Annotated in this window: 19 protein-coding genes, 1 pseudogene and 1 riboswitch; of the genes and pseudogenes, 11 read left to right on the forward strand and 9 right to left on the reverse strand. The window is 73.2% G+C overall.

All coding sequences use genetic code 11. From position 1 onward, the window contains the following. Positions 1-52: 52 nt before the first annotated feature. Positions 53-595 (reverse strand): GtrA family protein, encoded by a 543-nt coding sequence (locus GQS09_RS17265; protein WP_165987182.1) that lies wholly within the window; start codon positions 593-595, stop codon positions 53-55. A gap of 96 nt (positions 596-691) precedes the next feature. Here GQS09_RS17265 and GQS09_RS17270 point away from each other — a divergent pair, with 96 nt between their 5' ends. From GQS09_RS17270 to GQS09_RS17285, 4 genes are all read left to right on the forward strand, one after another. Continuing rightward, positions 692-1,858 (forward strand): 5-(carboxyamino)imidazole ribonucleotide synthase, encoded by a 1,167-nt coding sequence (locus GQS09_RS17270; protein ID WP_165987184.1) that lies wholly within the window; start codon positions 692-694, stop codon positions 1,856-1,858. 113 nt (positions 1,859-1,971) lie between these two features. Next, the gene (gene purE, locus GQS09_RS17275) at positions 1,972-2,484 is read left to right on the forward strand and encodes a 5-(carboxyamino)imidazole ribonucleotide mutase (protein WP_243761506.1); all 513 of its coding nucleotides are present in this window, start codon (positions 1,972-1,974) and stop codon (positions 2,482-2,484) included. Beyond that, entirely contained in the window at positions 2,481-3,734 is a 1,254-nt protein-coding gene (locus tag GQS09_RS17280; RefSeq protein ID WP_165987187.1) for a dipeptidase, read from the forward strand. Before purE ends, GQS09_RS17280 begins: the two co-directional genes overlap by 4 nt. A gap of 334 nt (positions 3,735-4,068) precedes the next feature. Next, positions 4,069-4,248, forward strand: a riboswitch (cyclic di-AMP (ydaO/yuaA leader). A gap of 45 nt (positions 4,249-4,293) precedes the next feature. Next, entirely contained in the window at positions 4,294-5,316 is a 1,023-nt protein-coding gene (locus GQS09_RS17285; RefSeq protein WP_399552544.1) for a peptidoglycan DD-metalloendopeptidase family protein, read from the forward strand. 118 nt (positions 5,317-5,434) lie between these two features. Here GQS09_RS17285 and GQS09_RS17290 read toward each other — a convergent pair whose 3' ends face one another. Next, a complete protein-coding gene (locus GQS09_RS17290) occupies positions 5,435-6,304 on the reverse strand; it encodes an ABC transporter permease (protein WP_165987192.1) in 870 nt (289 codons plus the stop codon). Then, on the reverse strand, positions 6,301-7,332 hold the full coding sequence (locus GQS09_RS17295; protein ID WP_165987193.1) for an ATP-binding cassette domain-containing protein: 1,032 nt from the start codon (positions 7,330-7,332) through the stop codon (positions 6,301-6,303). The genes GQS09_RS17290 and GQS09_RS17295 overlap by 4 nt, the downstream gene beginning before the upstream one ends. Before the next feature lie 202 nt (positions 7,333-7,534). On the opposite strand from GQS09_RS17295, the gene GQS09_RS17300 reads away from it, so the two are divergent. Continuing rightward, entirely contained in the window at positions 7,535-8,344 is an 810-nt protein-coding gene (locus GQS09_RS17300; protein WP_165987196.1) for a TetR/AcrR family transcriptional regulator, read from the forward strand. Positions 8,345-8,360: 16 nt separating this feature from the next. On the opposite strand, the gene GQS09_RS17305 is transcribed toward GQS09_RS17300, so the two are convergent. Together GQS09_RS17305 and GQS09_RS17310 are read right to left on the reverse strand one after the other, a co-directional pair. Then, positions 8,361-8,975, reverse strand: a complete 615-nt coding sequence (locus GQS09_RS17305; protein ID WP_165987198.1) for a hypothetical protein — start codon at positions 8,973-8,975, stop codon at positions 8,361-8,363. Between the two features lie 212 nt (positions 8,976-9,187). Then, complete coding sequence (locus GQS09_RS17310; protein ID WP_165987200.1) at positions 9,188-10,366, reverse strand: acyl-CoA dehydrogenase; 1,179 nt, start codon at positions 10,364-10,366, stop codon at positions 9,188-9,190. A 195-nt stretch (positions 10,367-10,561) separates the two neighbouring features. Here GQS09_RS17310 and GQS09_RS17315 point away from each other — a divergent pair, with 195 nt between their 5' ends. Then, positions 10,562-11,902: a UDP-glucose/GDP-mannose dehydrogenase family protein gene (locus GQS09_RS17315; RefSeq protein ID WP_165987202.1), complete on the forward strand. Its 1,341-nt coding sequence runs from the start codon at positions 10,562-10,564 to the stop codon at positions 11,900-11,902. Positions 11,903-12,168: 266 nt separating this feature from the next. Here the strand turns inward: GQS09_RS17315 and GQS09_RS17320 are convergent. Next, positions 12,169-12,702, reverse strand: a pseudogene (locus tag GQS09_RS17320) (CGNR zinc finger domain-containing protein); the annotation flags it as partial. 212 nt (positions 12,703-12,914) lie between these two features. Between GQS09_RS17320 and GQS09_RS17325 the strand changes: the two are divergent. Then, positions 12,915-13,286 (forward strand): VOC family protein, encoded by a 372-nt coding sequence (locus GQS09_RS17325; RefSeq protein ID WP_165987205.1) that lies wholly within the window; start codon positions 12,915-12,917, stop codon positions 13,284-13,286. Between the two features lie 96 nt (positions 13,287-13,382). Here GQS09_RS17325 and GQS09_RS17330 read toward each other — a convergent pair whose 3' ends face one another. Further along, on the reverse strand, positions 13,383-14,114 hold the full coding sequence (locus GQS09_RS17330) for an LCP family protein (protein ID WP_399552546.1): 732 nt from the start codon (positions 14,112-14,114) through the stop codon (positions 13,383-13,385). A 788-nt stretch (positions 14,115-14,902) separates the two neighbouring features. On the opposite strand from GQS09_RS17330, the gene GQS09_RS17335 reads away from it, so the two are divergent. Then, positions 14,903-15,448: an acyl-CoA thioesterase gene (locus GQS09_RS17335; RefSeq protein WP_165987209.1), complete on the forward strand. Its 546-nt coding sequence runs from the start codon at positions 14,903-14,905 to the stop codon at positions 15,446-15,448. Positions 15,449-15,467: 19 nt separating this feature from the next. On the opposite strand, the gene GQS09_RS17340 is transcribed toward GQS09_RS17335, so the two are convergent. Then, the gene (locus GQS09_RS17340; protein WP_399552545.1) at positions 15,468-16,400 is read right to left on the reverse strand and encodes a DNA-3-methyladenine glycosylase family protein; all 933 of its coding nucleotides are present in this window, start codon (positions 16,398-16,400) and stop codon (positions 15,468-15,470) included. Positions 16,401-16,593: 193 nt separating this feature from the next. Beyond that, positions 16,594-17,757 carry an N-acetylmuramoyl-L-alanine amidase gene (locus GQS09_RS17345; protein WP_165987211.1) on the reverse strand — a complete coding sequence of 388 codons (1,164 nt, stop codon included), beginning with the start codon at positions 17,755-17,757 and terminating at the stop codon, positions 16,594-16,596. A 138-nt stretch (positions 17,758-17,895) separates the two neighbouring features. Here GQS09_RS17345 and GQS09_RS17350 point away from each other — a divergent pair, with 138 nt between their 5' ends. The 3 genes from GQS09_RS17350 to GQS09_RS17360 all read left to right on the forward strand — a co-directional run bounded on the left by GQS09_RS17350 (position 17,896) and on the right by GQS09_RS17360 (position 22,660). Continuing rightward, positions 17,896-18,651, forward strand: a complete 756-nt coding sequence (locus tag GQS09_RS17350) for a TIGR03089 family protein (protein WP_165987214.1) — start codon at positions 17,896-17,898, stop codon at positions 18,649-18,651. A 255-nt stretch (positions 18,652-18,906) separates the two neighbouring features. Next, positions 18,907-20,739 (forward strand): LCP family protein, encoded by a 1,833-nt coding sequence (locus tag GQS09_RS17355; RefSeq protein WP_165987216.1) that lies wholly within the window; start codon positions 18,907-18,909, stop codon positions 20,737-20,739. A gap of 67 nt (positions 20,740-20,806) precedes the next feature. Beyond that, on the forward strand, positions 20,807-22,660 hold the full coding sequence (locus GQS09_RS17360) for an LCP family protein (RefSeq protein ID WP_313896191.1): 1,854 nt from the start codon (positions 20,807-20,809) through the stop codon (positions 22,658-22,660). The last annotated feature ends 97 nt before the right edge of the window (positions 22,661-22,757 follow it).

A 22,757-nucleotide genomic window follows, 5' to 3' on the forward strand; every position in this document is an offset into this window, starting at 1 on the left:
CGGGCCCGCCGCCGGTCCGATGCCGAGGCTGCTGCGCACGTCCCGCGGTGCGTCAGGCCGCCCGGTCGGAGGCGGCGCTGCCGGAGACCGCGGGCGCGCCGCTCCGGGCCGCGGACCGCTGCCGGTGCGGCGGCACGGCGTGCCGGGAGCGGACGCCGTGGAACACCCAGGTGCGGTAGGACCAGAACCGGAACAGCGAGCCGATGCCCAGGCCCACCACGTTCTTGGCGATGTTGTCGGCCAGTGGCGAGGTGAGGCCGAGGCCGTAGTGGGAGATCGCCAGCACGCCGTTCTCCAGCAGCATCCCGGCGCCGGAGAACAGCAGGAACAGCCCCGCCTCCCGCCGCCGGCGGCCCTTGTCCGCGTGCCGGTAGGTCCAGTAGCGGTTGCCCAGGTAGTTGGTGGCGATCGCGGCCGACGTGGCCAGCACCCCGGACTGCAGCGGCCCCAGCCCGGCGGCCTGCCCGGCGAGATTGAACACCAGCACGTTGACCAGGAAGCCGAAGGCGCCGACCGTGCCGAACTTGGCCGCTTCGCGCAGCAGCCGGCGCAGCCGGATGCGGAGCGCGAGGGGTTCGGCCTTGCCAGTCGCCATGCCGGCCATGGTAGGGGGACGGGCGCCGGGCCGGTGTGCGGCAGGGCCCCCGGACCGCCGGGCAGGCCGCTGACCCGGCCCGATACCCTTGACCCTGTGACATTTCCGGTAGTCGGCATGATCGGCGGCGGTCAGCTCGCCCGTATGACCCACGAGGCGGGTATCCCGCTCGGCATCAGGTTCAAGCTGCTCAGTGACACCCCGCAGGATTCCGCCGCGCAGGCGGTGCAGAACGTCGTGGTGGGCGACTACCGCGATCTGGACACCCTGCGCGCCTTCGCGGAGGGCTGCGACGTGCTCACCTTCGACCACGAGCATGTGCCCACGGAGCATCTGCTGGTGCTCCGGGCCGAGGGCCACGCCGTCCGGCCCGGCCCCGAGGCCCTGGTGTACGCGCAGGACAAGGGGCTGATGCGGAAGCGCCTGACCGAGCTGGGCGTGCCCTGCCCCCGTCACCGGCTGGTCACCGACCCGGCCGATGTCACCCGCTTCGCCGCCGAGGGCGGTGACGGCGGTGACGGCGGTGACGGCGGCGGCTACCCGGTGGTGCTGAAGACCGTGCGCGGCGGCTACGACGGCAAGGGTGTGTGGGTGGTCCGCTCCGAGGCCGGGGCGGCCGAGCCGTTCCGGGCCGGGGTGCCGGTGCTGGCCGAGGAGCTGGTGCCGTTCTCCCGGGAGCTGGCCGCCAATGTGGTGCGTTCCCCGCACGGCCAGGCCGTGGCCTATCCGGTGGTGGAGTCGGTGCAGGTGGACGGGGTCTGCGACACCGTGATCGCCCCGGCTCCCGGGCTGCCGGAGGAGCTGGCGCTGCAGGCCCAGGAGCTGGCCCTGACCGTGGCCCGGGAGCTGGGCGTGGTGGGCCATCTGGCGGTCGAGCTGTTCGAGACGCCGGACGGCCGGGTGCTGGTCAACGAGCTGGCGATGCGTCCGCACAACTCCGGGCACTGGACCCAGGACGGAGCCGTCACCTCGCAGTTCGCCAATCACCTGCGGGCCGTGCTGGACCTGCCGCTGGGCGATCCGCGGCCCCGCGCGCCGTGGACGGTGATGGCCAATGTGCTGGGCGGCGACTACCCGGACATGTATCAGGGGTATCTGCACTGCATGGCCCGCGACCCGCAGCTGAAGATCCACATGTACGGCAAGGACGTGAAGCCCGGCCGCAAGGTGGGCCATGTCACCGCCTACGGCGACGACCTGGCCGATGTCCGGGCCCGTGCCCGGCACGCCGCCGACTACCTCCGAGGGACCATCACCGAATGACCGCAGCAGCCGGCTCCGACACCGGCACCCACACCGGCACCGGCACCCACACCGGCACCGAAGCCGGCAGCGCCTCCGTCCCGCCCCCCGGCGCGCCGCTGGTCGGCATCGTCATGGGTTCGGACAGCGACTGGCCGGTCATGGAGGCCGCCGCCCAGGCGCTGGACGAGTTCCAGGTCCCCTACGAGGTGGACGTGGTCTCCGCGCACCGCATGCCGCGCGAGATGGTCGCCTACGGCGAGCAGGCCGCCGGCCGCGGGCTGAGGGCCGTCATCGCCGGAGCGGGCGGCGCGGCCCATCTGCCCGGGATGCTGGCCTCGGTCACCCCGCTGCCGGTGATCGGTGTCCCGGTGCCGCTGAAGTACCTGGACGGCATGGATTCCCTGCTGTCGATCGTGCAGATGCCGGCCGGGGTGCCGGTGGCCACGGTCTCGGTGGCCGGCGCCCGCAACGCCGGCCTGCTGGCGGTGCGCATGCTGGCCGCGCACGACGAGGCGCTGCGCCGGCGGATGGAGGAGTTCCAGGAGCGGCTGAACGCCCAGGCCACCGAGAAGGGGCGGCGGCTGCGCGCCAGGACCGGCGGAGCGGGCGGCTTCGGGTCCGGCGCGGCGACGGCCGGCCGGTGACGCCCGGCGGGACCGGGGCGGCGTCGCCCGGGGCGGCCCCGGAGCGGCTGGCGCGGGCGCGGCGGCTGCTGGCCGCCCACCCGGTCTTCGACGGGCACAACGACCTGCCCTGGGCCCTGCGCGAGCAGGTCGGCTACGACCTCGGCCGGCGGGACATCGCCGAGGACCAGAGCGCTTTCCTGCACACCGATCTGCCCCGGCTGCGGGCGGGCGGTGTGGGCGCCCAGTTCTGGTCCGTCTACGTCCGGGCCTCGCTGACCGGGGACGCGGCCGTGACCGCCTGCCTGGAGCAGATCGACGCCGTGCGGATGCTGACCGCCCGCTATCCGGAGCTGCTGCGGCCGGCCGCCACCGCCGCGGAGGTGGCGGCGGCACGGGAGGCGGGCCGGATCGCCTCGCTGATGGGCGCCGAGGGCGGGCACTGCATCAACAACTCCCTCGGCACGCTGCGCGCCTTCCACGCGCTGGGCGTGCGCTATCTGACCCTCACCCACAACGCGACCACCGACTGGGCGGACGCGGCCACCGACGAGCCCCGGCACGGCGGGCTGAACAGGTTCGGCGAGGAGGTGGTGCGGGAGATGAACCGGCTCGGCATGCTGGTCGACCTCTCGCACGTCTCGCCGGACACCATGCGGGACGCACTGCGGGTCACCGAGGCGCCGGTGCTGTTCTCGCACTCCTCGGCCCGTGCGGTCTGCGACCACCCGCGCAATGTCCCGGACGACGTGCTGGCGGCGCTGGCCGGAAACGGCGGGGTGGCGATGGCGACCTTCGTGCCCACGTTCGTGCTGCCCGCGGCGGTGGAGTGGACCGCGCGGGCGGAGGAGAACCTGCGGGCGCACGGCATGGACCCGCTGGCCGCCACCCCCGGGGCGATGGCCGTCCAGCAGCGGTTCGAGGCGGACCATCCGCGGCCGGTGGCCACCGTGGCGGACGTGGCCGATCATCTGGACCACATGCGCGAGGTGGCCGGTATCGACCACGTCGGCATCGGCGGGGATTTCGACGGAACGGCCTTTCTGCCACAAGGGCTGGAAAGTGTGGCCGGATATCCGCTGCTGGTGGCCGAACTGCTCGGCCGGCGCTGGTCCGAGGCGGAACTCGCAAAGCTCACCTGGCAGAACGCGATGCGGGTGCTGGCCGATGCCGAGCAGACCGGCCGGGCCCTGCAAAAGCGGCGCGGACCATCGCTCGCCACCCTGGAATCCCTCGCCGCCCCACAGGGGCGAAACGGACATCAGGGATGATTACCCAAATTCGCCGGGCGGGTGCGCTGTTGGGTGACTGAAGTCACGTCGCCAGTGGTTTGCGGGAAGATCGCGCCGCATCCTGCCTTTCGCCCGAATTGCCCTCCCGTTCAACTCCTCCTGCGTGCAAGCTGCTTGCCGATATGGGTCGAATGCCCTTTGTTGCGCAGCGAGTTCGCGCCGCAGCGCCGCGTCACACATGACGTTCATGACAATTCCCGATCACGGGATCATCACGGCTGTTTTCTTGTGTTCCCGGAATTCTCCTGCTTAGTGTTCTCGCGCGCCGCACTCGCGGTGTGCCGCCGCCGGACGCCGAATCCTGTCACCGGCGGCGGATCGAGCAGCAATTCCGCATGACAGGAGCGGGGGACCCACTTCTGCCGGCCCACCACCGGCTCGGGGTGAAGCCGCCTGCCGAATTCGCCGCTGCCGCGGCCGGATTCGCCTGCGGCCGGGCACCTTTCCGGCCCGAACCCGACAGCTCACCTCGCAGGCGTCGGAGAGGAGCTTTGCCATGCCCGGACGCGGACGCCATCGCCGCCCACGCAACAGCCGCATGTCCCGTATCTCCCTGATGCTCACCGCCGGTGGTGCGGGGGTCGCCCTGCCGCTGGTCGCGGCCGGATCCGCGAGCGCGGCCGGCGCGCCCGCCTCGGCCGCCCAGGCCGCCGCCTTCCTCACCCCGGAGACCGTGGCCGGCTCCCAGGTCTCCGCCCTGCTCCAGCAGGCCGCTGTGCAGCAGGCCGCGGCCCCGGCCGCGAAGCAGGCCGCCGGGACCGCCGACGCCGGCACCAGCCACACCGTGAAGCCGGGCGACACCCTGTTCAAGATCGCCGAGGCGCACGACGTGGAGGGCGGCTGGCTCCCCCTCTACGAGGCCAACCGGGACGTGGTCGGCGACAACCCGAACCTGATCTACCCCGGCCAGAAGCTGTCGCTGAAGACCGGCAGCACGGGCGGCAGCGCCTCCACCGCCTCCGCCCCGGCCGACGAGATCGTCATCGAGCTGACCGAGGAGCCCGCCGCGGCTCCCGCGCAGGAGCCGGCCCCGGCCGAGGAGCCGGCCGCCGAGCAGCCCGCGGAGCAGGCCGAGCAGCCCGCCGAGGAGCCCGCGGAGCAGGCCGAGCAGCCCGTGGCGGAGCCCGCCCCGGTCGTGGAGGAACCGGCCGCGGCCTCCGGCTTCACCGCCCCGGTGGACGCCCCGATCACCACGGCCTACCGCGTCTTCGGCGCCATGTGGGCCAGCGGCTACCACACCGGCGTGGACTTCAACGCCGGTGCGGGCACCCCGGTCAAGGCCGTCTCCGGCGGCACCGTGGTCTCGGCCGGCTGGGGCGGCTCGTACGGCAACGAGGTGATCATCCAGCACACGGACGGCCACTACAGCCAGTACGCCCACCTGTCCGCCATCTCCGTCAGCGCGGGCCAGTCGGTCTCCGTCGGACAGGAGATCGGCCTGGTCGGCACCACCGGCAACAGCACCGGCCCGCACCTGCACTTCGAGATCCGGACCGGTACCAGCTACGGCACCGACATCGACCCGGTGGCCTACCTCCGGGCCCAGGGCGTCACCGTCTGAACCGTCCGGCCCGAGACCGGCACCGGAACGCCGCAGCGCGGCGAAGCGGCCCTCCCCGCGAGGCGGGGAGGGCCGCTTCGCCGCTCCGTGCCGGTGCGCCCGGCCGCGCGGGGGCCGCTCAGCGGCTGAGCGACCCGTAGCGGCGCAGCGCCAGCGGGGCGAAGACGGCCGTCAGCAGCAGCGGCCAGGCCACCGCCAGCAGCACCGCGTGCTCCCCGGCCCAGGAGGAGCCGTCCAGGCCCGGATTGCCGAAGAGCTCGCGGATCGCGGCCACCGTCGCCGAGACCGGATTCCACTCCGCCACCGTGCCCAGCCAGCCCGGCATCAGCTCCGGCGCCACGAACACGTTGGACAGCGCGGTCAGCGGAAAGGCCAGCGGGAACACGATCACCCCGACCGTGTCCGGATTCCGCACCGCCAGCCCCAGCCAGATGCCCATCCAGGTGACGGCCACCCGCAGCAGCAGGAGCAGCCCGAGCGCCGCCAGCGCGTTCCCGATCCCGCGGTGCCAGGACCAGCCCACCAGCAGTCCGCAGACCACCAGCACCGCCATCTCCAGCAGGGCGCGCAGCAGGTCGGCGGCGCTGCGCCCGGTCAGCAGCGCGGAGCGGGCCACCGGCATGGCCCGGAACCGGTCCACCACCCCCCGTCCGGCGTCCAGCGAGACCGCGGTGGCGGTGGCGCCCATGCCGTAGAGCATCGTCATGGCGAACACCCCCGGCAGCAGGAACTCCCGGTAGCCGCCGCCGTCCGGCACCGATATGCCGCTGCCGAAGACATAGCCGAAGACCAGCACGAACATGATCGGCAGGGAGAAGTAGATGCCGATCTCCTCGGGCGAGCGGAGCACATGGGTCATGTTGCGCCGGGTCATCACCCAGCCGTCCGCGACGGCGTCCCGCAGCCGTGACCGCCGCGCACCGGCCCCCTCCGCCGGTGCGGGGGCCGGGCCCGCCGCGCTCGTCCCCCTGATGCCGGTCGCGCTCATGCCGCCGTCCCCTCCCGTGCCGCCGGGTCCCGCTCCGTGCCGGTGCCGGTGCCGGTGCCGGTGCCGGTGCCGGTGCTCGTGCCGTGGCCGGTGAGCCGGAGGAACGCCTCGTCCAGCGTCGGCCGGCGGGTGCCGATGTCCTCGGCCGCCAGGCCCGCGTCGTGCAGCGCCCGGACCACCCCGGTCAGGGCGCCGACCCGGTCCGTCACCGGCACGGAGGCCAGCCGCCGGTCGTGGTCGGTGTCCGGCGGGCCGTCCCCCGCCCGGGCGAGGATCGCCGCCACCGCCGGCAGGTCGGCGGCGTGCCGGACCACCACCTCGATCCGGTCCCCGCCGATCCGGGCCTTGAGCTCGTCCGGGGTCCCCTCGGCCACGATGCGCCCGGCGTCCAGCACCGAGACGCGGTCGGCGAGCTGGTCGGCCTCCTCCAGGTACTGGGTGGTGAGCAGCACCGTGGTGCCCCGGGCGACCAGCGCGCGGACCGCGTCCCAGACCTGGTTGCGGCTGCGCGGGTCGAGCCCCGTGGTGGGCTCGTCCAGGAACAGCACCTCGGGGGTGCGGACCATGGCGGCGGCCAGGTCCAGCCGGCGCCGCATGCCGCCCGAGTAGTGGGCGGCGGATTTCCCGGCGGCACCGGCCAGACCGAACTGGGCCAGCAGTTCGTCCGCCCGGCGGCGGGCCGCGGCGGCCGGGAGCTTGAACAGGCGGCCGAACATCACCAGGTTCTGCCGGCCGCTGAGGGTCTCGTCCACGGCGGCGTACTGGCCGGTGAGGCCGATCAGCTCGCGCACCCGCTCCGGGCGGCGGGCCACGTCGTGGCCGCAGACCTCGGCCCGTCCGGCATCGAAGCGCAGCAGCGTGGTCAGGCAGCGGACGGCGGTGGTCTTGCCCGCGCCGTTGGGGCCGAGCAGCCCGTGCACCACCCCCCTGGCCACCCGCAGCCGGAGGCCGTCCAGTGCCGCCGTCCCCCGGTATCGCTTGACCAGCCCCTCGGCCGTGATCGCCGGGGCCGTCTGCGCACCCCTCATGGCGTCTCCCTCCACCCTCGAACGGTGTGCTGAAACTGTGTACGTCGTACACTACGGTCTACACCATACACAGTTCTAGGATGTCGGCAACCGAACGCTCGGGACGTGGCCCCTCCGGGCCGCCGGAGCCTCGGCCCACCGAAGCCGAACCGAAACCGGACCGAGCCCACCGAAGCCCACCGAAGCCCACCGAAGGAGCGAGATGGCCGACGGGCGAGCCCCCCGCCGCGGACCGGAGTACACGCTCGACCTGCTCTGGCGCGCCCGGCGGCCGGGCAGCCGGGGCCCCCGGGGCAGCCTCACCCTGGACCAGATCGTCCGGACCGCCATGGAGATCGCGGACGCCGAGGGCATCGCGGGGCTGTCCATGCGCAAGGTCGCCGAACGGCTCGGCATGACGACCATGTCGCTCTACCGCTACATCCCGGGCAAGGACGAGCTGCTGGAGCTGATGTTCGATGCCGCGTCGGGCCGGCCGGACTCCGGGTCCTGGCCGGACGACTGGCGAGGGGGCCTGGCCGCCTTCGCCCGCGGCAGCCGGGCGGCGCTGCTGGCCCGGCCCTGGTCCATGGACATCCCGGTCAGCGGGCCGCCCATGGGGCCGAACAACCTGGCCTGGATGGAGGCCGGCCTCTCCCGGATGAACGGCACGCCGCTCACCGAGGAGGACATGATCGGCGTGCTGATGGTCCTCAGCGGCTTCGTCCTGGGCCAGACCCGGCTGGAACGCTCGGTGGACCAGGCCGTCTCCCGCACCGGGGTCTCCTACGACGAGCTGGGCCGGGTCTACGGGCGGCTGATGGCCAAGGTCGCCGTGGACGGCCGCTTCCCCACCCTGGCCCGGATCATCCGGGCGGGCGTCTTCGAGAGCGAGCAGCAGAGCGCCGAGGGGGACTTCGAGTACGGCCTGGAGTTCATCCTGGACGGCGTGGCCGTGATGATCCGCAACCGGGAACTCCAGGCCGCGCGGGCGGGCGGAGCGGGCGCCGGCGGCACCGGCCCTCCCGGATGACCCCGCGCCCGCCCGGTCACTCCCCGGCCAGCTCCAGCAGCCGGCCGATGGCCAGTGCGCCGGGATCTCCGTGGTCGTTCTCGGGGACGTGCATGTGGCCGCAGATGCCCCGGAAGGACTCCCATTCCTCCGCGCCCAGCCGCTGGCCGCCGCCGTTGCCGTAGCTCTCGGGGTAGGGAGGCCATTTCTCCGGGCCGCTCAGCGGGATGCCGTGCTCGCCGTGGGCCCAGCGCAGGAAGGCGGCGAGGCCCTCCAGGGCCCACTCGGGGGCCTCGGGCCAGAAGACGTAGCCGTGGCCGGCCGCCCGCCACTTGTCATGGGTGACGGGATCGCAGGTGCCCACCAACTCCACCTGTGCGGCCCCCTGCCGGTTGGTCCGCACGCCCCCGGGCGTGTCCGCCAGCGCCCGGGAGGAGGTGCCGAAGTCGAAGTGCTGGTACCACGTCAGTCGCTTCTTCCTGAGGTCGGGCACGGCCGTCAGGTTCGGGGCGATCGCCCCGCCCTGGTAGCCGGGCAGTGCGGTGCTCTCGGTGGTGTGCAGCACGATCCGGTCCGGCTCCATCCCGGTGCCGGGATACTTCTCCTGATACCAGGCGGTGGTGCTGGCCTGCGGATACTTCTGCGCTCCCATGCCCACTCCCTCGGAACGCCGTGGATGCTCCGTTCGGGTTCTCCTTGAAGTGTGCACAGTGCGACGATCGGATTACCCTCTGTCGTGCTTTTTCAACACATCCGCTCCGCCGCCGCGGGCCGCTGCGGCGGCGGACCGGACGACGGGGCCGCCCCCGCCCGGGGGATGGGCGGGGGCGGCCGGTCAGGGGGCGGCGGGCCGGCGCGTGCCGGTCAGGGAAGGTTGCGGGACATCACGATCCGCTGGATCTGATTCGTGCCCTCGTAGATCTGGGTGATCTTGGCATCGCGCATCATGCGCTCGACGGGGTAGTCCCGGGTGTAGCCGTAGCCGCCGAGCAGCTGCACGGCGTCGGTGGTGATCTCCATGGCCACGTCCGAGGCGTAGCACTTGGCGGCGGCGCCGTAGAACGTGAGGCCCTCGCCCTTGCTGTCGCCGCCGAGCGAGACGCGTTCGGAGCGGGCCGCCGCCGCGTAGGTGAGCTGGCGGGCGGCCTCCAGCTTCATGGCCATGTCGGCCAGCATGAACTGCACGCCCTGGAAGTCGCCGATCGGGCGGCCGAACTGCCTGCGCTCGGTCACATAGCCCTTGGCGTAGTCCAGGGCGCCCTGGGCGATGCCCAGGGCCTGGGCGGCGATGGTGATCCGGGTGTGGTCCAGGGTCTTCATGGCGGTGGCGAAGCCGGTGCCCTCCTCGCCGATCATCCGGTCGGCCGGGATGCGCACGTTGTCGAAGTAGACCTCCCGGGTGGGGGAGCCCTTGATGCCCAGTTTCTTCTCCGGGGCGCCGAAGGAGACCCCGGGGTCGGACTTCTCGACCACGAAGGCGGAGATCCCCCGGGAACGCTTCTCCGGGTCGGTGACGGCCATCACCGTGTAGTAATCGGAGATGCCCGCGTTGGTGATCCACCGCTTGACGCCGTTGAGCACATAGGCGTCGCCGTCCCGCACCGCGCGGGTCTTCATGCCCGCCGCGTCCGAGCCGGCCTCGGGCTCGGAGAGGCAGTAGGAGAACATGGCCCGCCCCTCTGCCAGCGGGGTGAGGTAGCGGGCGTTCAGCTCCTTGGAGCCGGAGAGGACCAGCGGCAGCGAGCCCAGCTTGTTCACGGCCGGGATGAGGGAGGAGGAGGCGCAGACCCGGGCCACCTCCTCGATCACGATCACGGTGGCCAGGGCGTCCGCGCCCGCCCCGCCGTACTCCTCGGGGACGTGCACGGCGTGCAGGTCGTTGGCGACCAGGGCGTCCAGCGCCTCCTGGGGGAAGCGGGCCTCCTCGTCCACGGCGGCGGCGTGCGGGGCGATCTTCGCCTCGGCGAGCGCGCGCACCGACTCGCGGAGCATCTCGTGCTCCTCGGCCGGCCGGTACAGGTCGAAGTCTGCGGCTCCTGCCACGGGTCCTCACTCCCTGAGAGCGTCAGAGCGTCCATACGGCGTGCCGGGCGACGGACGCCGCTGCATGCTAACGACTGTTAAGTAACTTAATCGTAGGCGGGGCGGCTGTCCCGGTGCACGTGAGCTTGCCGACAGCGGCCGGTTTATGCTCAAGCCGCGTACCTCACCGGAGCGGCAGGAGCGGCAGGAGCGGCCATGGCCCCCAAGATCACCGTCATCGGGACCGGATACCTCGGCGTCACCCATGCGGCGGCCATGGCCGAGCTGGGCTTCGAAGTGCTGGGTCTGGACATCTCCGAGGAGAAGATCAAGGCCCTGTCCGCCGGCCGGACCCCGATGTACGAGCCGGGGCTGGAGGATCTGCTGCGCCGCCACGTGGAGGGCCTGGCGGACTCCACCGGCCGGCTCCGCTTCACCACCTCCTACCCGGACGCCGCCGCCTTCGGCGATGTGCACTTCGTCTGCGTCAACACTCCCCAGCGCCAGGGCGAGTACGCCGCCGACATGAGCGCGGTGCACGCCGCGGTGGACAGCCTGGCCCCGCACCTGACCCGGCCCACCCTGGTGGTCGGCAAGTCCACCGTGCCGGTGGGCAGCGCCGCCCGGATCGCCGCCCGGATCGCCGAACTGGCCCCGGCCGGCGACAAGGCCGAGGTCGCCTGGAACCCCGAGTTCCTGCGCGAGGGCTTCGCCGTGCAGGACACCCTGCGCCCGGACCGGATCGTGGCCGGGGTGACCAGCCCGGAGGCCGAGCGGCTGCTGCGCGAGGTGTACGCCACCCCGATCGCCGAGGGCTCCCCGTTCCTGGTGATGGACCTGCCCACGGCCGAGCTGGTCAAGGCCGCGGCCAACTCCTTCCTGGCCACCAAGATCTCCTTCATCAACGCCATGGCGGAGGTGTGCGAGGCCGCGGGCGGCGATGTGGTCCGGCTGGCCGAGGCGATCGGGCACGACGAGCGGATCGGGCGGAAGTTCCTGCGCGCCGGCATCGGCTTCGGCGGCGGCTGCCTGCCCAAGGACCTGCGCGCCTTCATGGCCCGGGCCGGCGAGCTGGGCGTGGACCAGGCGCTGACCTTCCTGCGGGAGATCGACTCCATCAACATGCGGCGCCGCTCGCACATGGTGGAGCTCACCCGGGAGGCACTGGGCGGCGCGGTGCTCGGCCGGCGGATCGCCGTGCTGGGCGCCACCTTCAAGCCCGACTCGGACGACGTGCGGGACTCGCCCGCGCTCAACATCGCCGGCCAGCTCCACCTCCAGGGCGCCCAGGTGACCGTGTACGACCCCAAGGGGCTGGAGAACGCCCGCCAGGTCTTCCCCACCCTGGGCTACGCCCGGTCGGTGGAGGAGGCGGTGCGCGGCGCCGACGCGGTGCTGCATCTCACCGAGTGGCGCGAGTTCCGGGAGCTGGACCCGGCGGAGCTGGGCCGGCTGGCCGGCCGCCGGCTGCTGCTGGACGGCCGCAACGCGCTGGACCCGGAGCGCTGGCGGGCCGCCGGCTGGACGTACCGCGCGCTGGGCCGCCCGGCGGCCTGACCCGGCGCGGCACCCCCGCGGGCGCGGCCCGCGGGGTCCGTCGCCACCGGCACATCGGTTCACGGGTACAGCTACCCACCCGGTGCTCGGGCCGTGCTCGTGAGGGCGTCCGGGCGGGGGCGCGGCCCGGCTCAGCGGAGGTCCCCGCCGTCCTGGGCGCCGCCGTCCTGGGCGCCGCTGTCCTGCCTGCTGCCGTCGTGCCTGCTGCCGTCCTGCCCGCTGCCGTCCGGGGCGCTGCCGTCCGGGGTGCCGCCGTCCTGCCCGCCGCCGCGGCGGCGGGCCCGGTAGGTCCGCATCTTTGCCCGGCTCCCGCAGACCTGCATGGAACACCAGCGCCGCCGCCCGGCCGGACTGCGGTCGTAGTACGCCCACTGGCAGTCCTCGGCCTCGCACGCCTTGAGCCGCTGCCAGGTGCCCTCGGCCTCGGCGACGGCGATGGAGGCGGCCAGCCGCGCGGTGAGCGCGGGCACCCCGGCCAGCCCGCGGGCCGGGGCCAGGGCGGCCCGTCCGGCGGTGTCCAGCCGCAGCACCAGGGGGGCGTCCTCCAGCATCCGGTGCAGCGCGGTGACCGCGTCGCGGTCCAGATCAGCGCCGGTGTGGGCGCGGCAGACGTCCCGCAGCGCCTCGCGCAGCCGCTGCACGCCCGGCAGGTCGGCCGTGGCCAGACCGAGCCCGTGGCGCAGGGAGAACGCGGCGATGCCGTCCGGGCAGGCGAGGGAATCGCGGCCGGATTCCACGTCGAGCGTGTTGATCAGGTCCTGCACCAGGGCCAGGCCCGCGGGCGCGGTCGTGTCTCCCACGCTGAAACGGTAACGCCCTTGCGTCGTTACCCGTAACAAGCCATCATGAGGTAACGGTTACCGGTTGCCCGCTTCAAGGGGTAATCGAGAGGTGATCGAGGTGGGGCGTGGCACCCGCGCCGGTGCGCGCCGGCCCGTCGTCGCCGGCACCTCCGCCACCGCCGTCACCGAGTGTCCGTATGCACGTCGAGGAAACGAGGAAACGAGGAAACATGGCCATCGCCACCCTGGGTGCCGTCGCCCTGGACTGTCCGGACCCGCGCGCCCTCGCCGGCTTCTACGGAGCCGTCCTCGGCTGGGAGCTGGACGCCGAACCGGACAACAACAGCTGGGTGGAGCTGAAGGGACCCCACGGGCAGGTCCTGGCGTTCCAGCGGTCCGAGGGCTACCGGCCCCCGGACTGGCCCGGCACCGAGCACGGGCAGCAGCTCCACCTCGACCTCGATGTGCGGCGGGAGAACCTGGAGGAGGCCGAGCGGCGGGTGCTGGAGCTCGGCGCCAGGCTGCTGGAGGGGGACGAGGGCAAGCGCAACTGGCGGGTCTACGCCGACCCCGTCGGCCACCCGTTCTGTCTCTGCTTCTGACCGGCGACCCGGCCGGTTCCGCCGCCGGACGGCCGGGGAGGCGCGCGGCGGCGCCCGGACACGTCATGCGTCCGGGCGCCGCCGTTCCGTACCGTCCTACTCGTCGGTGACGGTGATCTTCTCGTCGTTGCGGATCTGGTCGAAAAGCTGCCGGGAGCGCTCCTCGTCCCACAGCACCGCCGAGCCCTTGTCGGTGGCGAAGCCGGGATTCGCCACCGGCACGTTCATCTGGGTGCCGCCCTCGCCCTGCACCCCGCGCAGCGCCAGGAACATCTGGGCCAGCTCCCAGGCGTTCATGTCCTCGTCCACGATCAGCGAGTCCAGGCTGGCGCCCATGGTGGGGTAGAGCCGGAACGGGTTGAGCAGCGTGCCCGGCGAGGCCACCTGGTCGCCCAGCGCGCCCAGGAACTTCTGCTGGTTCTTGGTCCGTCCCAGGTCGCCCATGGCCTCCTGGTAGCGCTGCCGGACGAAGGCCAGCGACTCCGCGCCGTCCAGCTTCTGGCAGCCCTTCTCGAAGTCCGCGCCCGAGTTCTTGTCCTTGATCGGCTCCTTGAAGCACATCTCCACGCCGCCGAGCGCGTCCACCACGCTGGCGAAGCCGCCGAAGCCGATTTCGGCGTAGTGGTCGATCCGCAGCCCGGTGTTGTGCTCCACCGTGGCGACCAGCAGCTCCGGGCCCTCTATCGAATAGGCCGCGTTGAGCTTGTTCTGCTGCTCCGGTATGCGGTTGCCGCTCTCCGAGCCGGTGAAGGACGGGATCGTCACCCACGAGTCGCGCGGCAGGCTGATCAGGGCGCTGCCGTTGCTGCCGGTGTGCAGGATCATCATGGTGTCCGTGCGCTTGCCACTGGCGTTGCCCGTGCGCAGGTCCTTGCGCTCCTCCTCGGACAGGCCCTCCCGGCTGTCCGTGCCCACGATCAGATAGGTGGTGCCGTCGGTGGCCGGCGGGCGCTCGCCCTCCGGGTCGAGCTGCGTGGCCTCCAGGTCCACCTCGTTGCGCAGCCTGGAGTCGGCCCACAGGTAGGTGCCGACCACGGTCACCAGAAGCACGGCGACCAGGGCGAGCGCGGTCCAGGTGATGCGGCGGCGCCAGTTCGGGCGGCGGCGCTCGTCGTAACCGTCGTACCCACCGTGGCCGTCGTCGCNGGCGCTCGTCGTAACCGTCGTACCCACCGTGGCCGTCGTCGCCGCCGGGGCCGGGACGCGCCGGCGGCGCGGGCGGCGGCGGTGCCGGGCTGCCCTGGCCGCCGCGGTAGAGGGAGCCCTCGTTCCAGCCGTCCCCGCCGTGGCCGCGGTACTGCTGCGGGGGCGGCGGATACGGGTCGCCGCCGTACTGCTGCGGGCCTCCGTACCCGTCGCCGTATCCCTGCTGGCCGTACTGCTGCTGCCGCGGAACCGGGCGCTGCACATGCCGCATGACCCGGGGGCTCTCCGGGCGCGGCGCCCCCGCGCGTCCGGTGCCGTCCCGGTCCTCGGTCCATCCCTCGGGCCAGTCGTTCATGCATGCAGTGTGCCTGCTCCGAACGTGGTTGCGGAGCCGGACGGGTGAATGTGGCAGAGCTGATGCAATCGCGACCGGACGGTCGCAGCCGGAGCCGCCCGCCTATCGTGGAGGCATGACCGAACCCGTCTCCGGCGGCGCCGCCGCGGGCAAGCCGACCGCGGCGTCCCGGACCACGCTGTCCCACATCATGAGCCACAACGACACCAATCTGCTCGGCACGGTGCACGGCGGGGTGGTCATGAAGCTGGTGGACGACGCGGCGGGCGCGGTGGCCGGGCGCCACTCCGGCGGCCCGGCGGTCACCGCCTCCATGGACGAGATGGTGTTCCTGGTGCCCGTGCGGGTCGGCGACCTGGTGCATGTGCACGCGCAGTGCAACTGGACCGGCCGCACCTCCATGGAGATCGGCGTCAAGGTGATGGCCGAGCGGTGGAACGAATCCACCCCGGCGACCCACGTGGGCTCGGCCTACCTGGTCTTCGCGGCCGTGGACGAGGAGGGCAAGCCCCGCCCGGTGCCGCAGGTGATCCCGGAGACCGAGGAGGACCGGCGCCGCCGGCAGGAGGCGCAGATCCGCCGCACCCACCGGCTGGCCCGCCGCCGCGCCATCCGGGAACTGCGCGACCGCCGCATCGCCGAGGGCCTGGACGTCGCGTAGCCCGGCGCGCCCGGCCGCCTCACAGCCGGGCGATGTCCCAGCGCCGCATGCGCGGCTCGCGGCGCGGCGGGGAAACCCCGGAGAGCATGATCAGCCGGGTCGCCCGGTGGCGCTGCCCGGCATACGGCTCCAGCAGCTCCAGCATGGCGGCGTCGTCCGCGCCCCGGCGGCCGGTCAGCGCGTAGCCGACGATGCCGGGCAGATGCAGATCGCCCACGGTCACCGCGTCGGCCGCGCCGTTGGAACGCTGCAGCACCTCGGCCGCGGTCCACGGGCCGACCCCGGGCACAAGCTGGAGCCGGGTCATGGCATCGGGCAGCTCCATGGCGGCGGCCTGCTCCAGCCGGGGCGCGACCCGCACGGCGCGCAGCACGGCGGAGGAGCGCTTGCCGTCCACCCCGGCCCGGTGCCACTCCCAGGAGGGTATGGACAGCCAGGTGCGGCGGTCGGGCATCACCCGCATCCCGGGCGGCATGGCCGCGGCGTCGGGCGTGCCGGGGGAGGGGGCGGGCGCGGGCTCGCCGTGCCGGCGCAGCAGCAGCCGCCAGGCACGGTACGCCTCCTCGGTGGTGATCTTCTGCTCCAGGACGGAGGGGATCAGCGACTCCAGTACCCGACCGGTGCGGACCAGGCGGACGCCGGGGTGGCGGCGGTGCGCCTCGGCGACCAGCTCGTGGTGCGGGGTGAACTCCTCGGGGCGGTCCCCGGCGCCGAGCAGCGCGGGCAGCCGGTCCAGCAGCCACTCCGCTCCGGGGCCCCAGGCGGCGGCCTCCACGCGGGGGCGGAGCGAGGCCAGCCGGAGGGTGGCCGGGCCCTGCGGGGTGCGGGTGGCCCGCCAGACGGCGCCCCGCCGGTCCACCTGGAAGGCCGGATCGTGCGGCCCGCGCCGCAGCACCCCCATGCTGCGGCGAAGGTCGTACGGCCCCGGTGGCACCCACACTCTCTCCAGCACGACGGGACAGGCTACCGCCCCGGCCGCCGCCCGCTCCCCGGGGCCGCCCGGCGCCCCGCCTCTCGCTCCCCCCTCCTCCCTCCTCCCTCCTCCCTCTTGCCTTCTCTCTTCTCCGGTCTCCGCTTCTTCTCCTCTTCTTCCGCTCTCCCCGATGCCCCCGCTCTCCTCCGGCCCTCCTCCGGCTCTCTCTCCGCTACTTCTGCAGCCCGGCCAGGGCCGCCGCGGCGGTGCGGATGGCGGGGAGCCGGCCGTGGAGGCGGTCGCCGGGGCAGTCGGTCTCCGATCCGTCGCGATGGCCGGAGACGGTGTGCAGCCGCACCACCGTGCCCTTGGGGTACTTTCCGCCGGTGGAGGTGCGCTCCCGGGTGCCCGCCGGGTCGCCGCCGTACATGCCGAGCTTCCAGGCGGCGAGCCGCGCCACCGCGTCCTCCGCCTCCTGCGGAACCTCCTCGCGGCTGAACGTGCCGATCACCGCCACGCCCGCGCTGTTGTGGTTGAACCCGAGGGTGTGCGCGCCCTTGACCGGCTTGTCCACGCCGCCCGCCCGTCCCTCGTAGAGCGTGCCGCACCGGTCGACCAGGAAGTTGTAGCCCATGTCCCGCCAGCCCAGACCCTCCGTGTGGTAGCGGTAGATGCTCCGGATCACGGCCGGTGCCTCGGCGCAGCCGTAGTCGTTGCCGGTCTCCGTGTGGTGCACGAAGACGGTCTTCACCGAGTCGGTGTAGGCGAACTCCGGTTCCCGCAGGCTCTCGTCCGCGTTCCAGTCCGCCCGGCTGGTGATGCGCGGCTGCGGTGCCGCACGGCCGCGCGGTTCCACCGCCGGGCTGCCGCCGCCCGGCGCGTCCTCGCCGGGGTCGATCAGTGCCAGGCGCATGCCCTGCGGCAGCCGGGCGTCCGGTTCCGCCGGCCGTACCCGTACCTGCACCGCGTCCGCGGGGCCGGTCCACAGCGGGGCCGTCCCGCCGTGCACCGTGTGTGCGGCCCGCTCCGCCGAGCCGTGGTCGGGCCCGTGGTCGGGATGGGCGTCCAGCCGCCGCCAGGGCGACCACTCGCCGGTCTCCGCCGAGCGGGTCCGCACCCGCGCCTCACCGCGCAGCTCCTGCCCGGCGTCCGGCCAGACGATTCCGAGCAGCGAGAACGGCCCGGTCTCCGCCACCGGAGCGGTACCGAGGGTCAGCGGCAGCGCCCGGATGCCGCCCGCCGTCCCGGCCGGCGACCCGGGCTGCCCCCCGGCCTGCGCGGGACGCACCGGGTGCGCCCGTGCCGTCCCGGCGGCCGGGACGGTGGAGAGGATCAGTGCCGCCCCGCAGAGGGTTGCGCAGACGGCCCGCACGGCAGAGATGACCAGTACCCGCATGCCGTGATCATGGACAGAACCGAACAGAACCGGCCAATCGGAATGCTTCCCTCCGTACATCCGTTCCGGTTCCCCCGCCCGCGCTCCAACCGCCCTTCGGGGGACGCCCCCAGGCCCCGCTGCCGTAGTCTGACGCCGATGAATCCCACCGAAGCCACCCCTGCCGACCTGCTGCGTTCCGCGCTCGCCACGGACCCCGGCCGCCCCCTGGTGACCTACTACGACGACGGCACCGGTGAACGCGTCGAACTCTCCGCCGCCACCCTGGCCAATTGGGTGGCCAAGACGGCCAATCTGCTCCAGGACGAACTCGGCGCCGAGCCCGGCGCCCGGCTCGCCGTGCTGCTGCCCGCGCACTGGCAGACCGCCGCCTGGCTGCTGGCCTGCGCCGCCACCGGCGTGGTGGCCGAGATCGGCGGCGACCCGGCCGCCGCGGACCTCGTGGTGGCCGGCCCCGGGGACCTGGACCGGGCCCGGGCCTGTCCCGGCGACCGGATCGCGCTCAGTCTGCGCCCGCTCGGCGCCCGCTTCCCGCAGCCGCCCGAGGGGTTCCTCGACTACGCGGTGGCCGTGCCCGGCCAGGGGGACCACTTCGAGCCGTACGACGAGCCGGGGCCGGACGATCCGGCACTGGTGGTGGCCGGCGAGGAGCTCACCGGCCGGGAGCTGCTGGAGCGGGCCGGCGCCGATGCCCGGCGCCGTGGGCTGGGCCCGGGCAGCCGGGTGCTGTCCCGGCTGGCCTGGGACGGCTGGGCGGGGCTCTCGGCCGGGCTGTACGCGCCGCTGGCCGCGGGCGGGTCGGTGGTGCTGTGCCGTCCCGGGGCGCCGACGGCCGAGGAGGTGCACGCCCGGCGGGTGGCGAGCGAACACATCACGCACGTCGCCGAGGCGTGAGATCCGCGGGCGCGCCCGTCCGGCGTGGCCGAAAAGCTGCGCCGCTCCGGACGGGTCCGGGCACCGTGCCCGTCCGCCGGGCGATACGCCTGTGCGGGAGGACACCGACACGTCACACCAGTGAAGAGTCCGATAGTGGGACAATCCTCCCTTGTTTAAAACTGGAATACATCCCCGGCGTCGCCCACGCGGGAACCGGGAGGCTACTGTGGGCCGTCTGAATGCTCAGGGAACACACGGAGGGCACGCAGGCAGGTGAGCGCACAGGGACGTGGGGGCGACGGGGAGATCGACCCCGCGGATCAGTGGGTCTTCAATCCGGACACCGGCAGCTACGAACTGCGCCTGTCCGGATCCGGTCCGTCCCGTGGCCGGCCCGCCGGTCCCGGTGCCGGTCCGGGCCCCCGGCGCGGCGCGGGCACCGGCACCCGTCCCGCGGCCACGGCCTCCACGGCGGCCACGGCGTCCGCGCCCTCGCGTTCCGCCGCCCGCCGGACCGGTGACCGCACCCGCACCACACCGCCCCGCCAGCGCCGCCCCGTGGACGGCGGCGACCGCCGCCCGCCCCGCACCGGCGACCGCGGCGTACCGCCGCAGCGGGGCACCGACACCCCACCGCGCAGCCGCCGCCGGGGCAAGAAGAAGAACCGCAAGAAAAAGGCCCTGCTCTGGACCGGCGGCACCCTGGCGCTGCTGCTCGTCACCGCCTGCACCGCGCTCTACCTCGCCTACGACCACCTCAACGACAACATCGACAAGGTCGAGGTGCCGCACGCCGGCCCCCCGGCCAAGCGGGACGAACCGGTCAACATCCTGCTGATCGGCGGCGACCAGCGCACCGGCGAGGGCAACGAGGGCTACGGCGACGAAGGCAGCGAGGGCCACGCCGATGTGACCATCCTGCTGCACTTCGCCAAGGACCGCTCGCACGCCACCGCGCTCTCCATCCCGCGCGACCTGATCGTGGACATCCCGGACTGCGAAACCGTCGGGGACGACGGCACCGAGGTGCTCGTCCCGGGCAGCCGGCAGGTCCGTTTCAACGAGAGCTACGGCGTCAACGGCCGGGACCCCGGCTGCACCTGGAAGACCGTGGAGCAGCTCACCGGCGTGCAGATCAACCACTTCATGATGGTCGACTTCAACGCCGTCAAAACGCTCTCCAGCGTGGTCGGCGGCGTCCCGGTCTGCCTGAGCAAGGACATCGACGATCCCAAGTCCCACCTGAATCTGCCGGCCGGCAACCATGTGCTGGAGGGCGAGGACGCCCTGGCCTTCGTGCGCACCCGCAGCACCGTCGGCACCGGCAGCGACCTGAGCCGGATCAAGCTCCAGCAGCAGTTCCTCGGCTCCCTCGCCCGCGAGATCCAGGACGACCTCCGCGACCCCACCAAGCTCTGGGACCTTGCCGACGCCGCCACCAAGGCACTGACCGTGGACTCGGCCATCGGCAAGATCGACAAGCTCAAGGGGCTGGCCGAGGACCTCTCCCAGGTCCCGGTCAAGGACATCACCTTCGTCACCCTCCCGGTCCTGGACAACCCGGCCGAGGAGGTCAAGGTCACGGTCGTCCTCGACGAGGCCCGGGCGCTCCCGATCTTCCGCATGCTCCAGGAGGACAAGTCCTTCACCGAGCCGGAGAAGGAGAAGAAGGAGAAGAAGCCGGCCGAGGACGGGGACGGCGGCGAGGAGGCCGCCGACCCGGAGCCGGTGCCGGCCTCCGAGGTCAGGGTGGACATCTACAACGGCGGCAGCATCAACGGCGCCGCCCAGTCGGTGCTGACCTGGCTCCAGGTAAGCCACGGCGCGGAGTTGGCCACCAACGCCGGCAACGCCGCCGCGCCGCAGGACACCACCACCCTGGAGTACGGGCCGGACCAGGCGGGCATGGCGGCGACACTTGCCGAACTCATGGGCCTGCCCAAGAATGCTCTGAAGCAAACCTCGGAAGACGCCGGAAACACCCCCATGGTTCTCACCCTGGGCGACGACTTCGAGGAAGCCGGCAAGCCGATCGAAGTACCGGCGGAGAAGCCGGAGGACGTGGATACCGTGACAGCGGCAGACGAGGACGTCTGCGCCGGCTGAGCGGGGCCGCTAGGGGGAGCAGCGGCCGGACGACTCTATGACCCTAGACAACGGGGGGAGCAAACCCGTGCGCCGAACCGGTATACCCGACGAGGACCGGCAGCCCACGGCCCCGTCACCCCACGCCGAGGACCTCGGCTGGGACGACAGCCTGTACCACGGGTCCGCGGACACCGACCAGGACCGCGTGCCCCGCCAGGGCGGCCGGCCCGCGCAGGACCGCATGGCCGGCGGCACCGACGACCCGAGCACCGTGCCGCTCACCGTCCCCGGCAAGGGCGGCGCGGGCCCGGCTCCCGGCGCGGGGGGCGGGGAAGGCCGGGCCGCGCGGCGGCGCGCCGCCGCGGGCGGCAGCGGGCACCGGGCCAAGCGGCGAAAACGTCCCCGGTGGGCCAATGTGCTCATCGGCATCGCGACCACCCTGGTGCTGCTCGTCCTCGGTATCGGCGCGGCGGGCTGGCTCTACATCCAGAACCTCAACGACAACATCACCAAGGACGAACTGAACCTCGGGGACAACAAGCTGGAGAAGCCCAAGCCCAACGCGGCCGGCCAGACCCCGCTGAACATCCTGCTGCTGGGCTCGGACGCCCGTGACTCCGAGGAGAATCTCCGGCTCGGCGGCGCCCGTGACACCGCCGGGGACCCGCCCCGCGCCGACGTGCAGCTCCTGCTCCACGTCTCCGCCGACCGCAGCAACGCCACGGTGATCTCCATCCCCCGCGACACCCTGGTGACGATCCCCAAGTGCACCGACCCGGACACCGGCAACGTCTACCCGGAGACACCCGACACCCAGATCAACCGGTCCATCCAGCACGGCGGCCCCGGTTGCACCGTCGCCACCTGGGAGGAGCTCACCGGCATCCCCATCGACCACTTCATGATGATCGACTTCGCCGGTGTGGTGGACATGGCCGACGCCGTCGGCGGGGTACCGGTCTGTGTCGACGCCAATGTCCGCGACCCCAAGTCGGGTCTGGAGCTGACCGAGGGCGAGCACACCATCCAGGGCGAGCAGGCCCTGCAGTGGCTGCGCACCCGCTACGGCTTCGGCGACGGGAGCGACACCGGCCGCACCAAGGCCCAGCAGATGTACCTGGCGTCCATGGTCCGCGAACTCCAGGCGAGCGCCAAGCTGACCGACCCGGGCAAGCTCAACTCGCTCGCCCAGGCCGCCACCAACGCCCTCACCGTGGACACCGGCCTGGGCAGCGTCACCAAGCTCTACGACCTGGCCGAGGACCTGCGCAATGTGCCCCCCAAGGGCATCAGCCTGATGACCCTGCCGGTGCTGCCGGCGCCCTCCAACCCCGAGGCCTGGCTGGTCCCCGACCCGGGCCCGTCCGAGGAGCTCTTCGCCCTGGTCCGCGAGGACGTGGCGCTCGACGAGGCGGACCGCAAGAAGAAGAACGACAGCAAGGACGGCGACGGCGGCGGCACGGAGTCGCCCGCGCCCGGCGAGACCCCCGCGGCCCGGCCCGACCCGCGGGACACCATCGAGGTCTCGGTCCGCAACGGCACCGACTCGGTCTCTCTCGGGCCGGTCAACGGCCGCGCCGCGGCCATCACCGAGGTACTGGCCGGGCACGGCTTCACCCGGGCGCTGGTGGACGTCAACGGCACCTCGCAGGACAAGACCACCCTGACGTACCCGGACGACGACCCGGGCGCACGCGCCAACGCGGAGGAGATCGCCGAGGCGATCGGCCTGCCCGGGCGTCAGATCAAGGTGTCGCCCAGCGCCGAGGGCATCGTGCTCATCATCGGCTCCGACTGGCGGGAGGGCGACAGCTACCCGGTGGCGGACGACAACACCGGGGGCACCCCCGAGGAGGAGGCCACGCTCGACACGTCCAAGGCGGTCGAGGGCGACAACGACTCGGCGTGCATGGAGGTCAATCCCTTCTACAGCTTCTGACGCAGCAGGCCCGGCCGGCCCCGGCGGAACGGCCGGCCCTGCCGGAACGGGCGGCCCTGCCGGAACGGCCGGCCCGGCGGCGCGCGGCGCGACCGCG

Origin of the sequence: Streptomyces sp. YIM 98790, assembly GCF_011421595.1 — a bacterium.
In the GTDB taxonomy this organism is placed as follows: Bacteria; Actinomycetota; Actinomycetes; order Streptomycetales; family Streptomycetaceae; genus Streptomyces.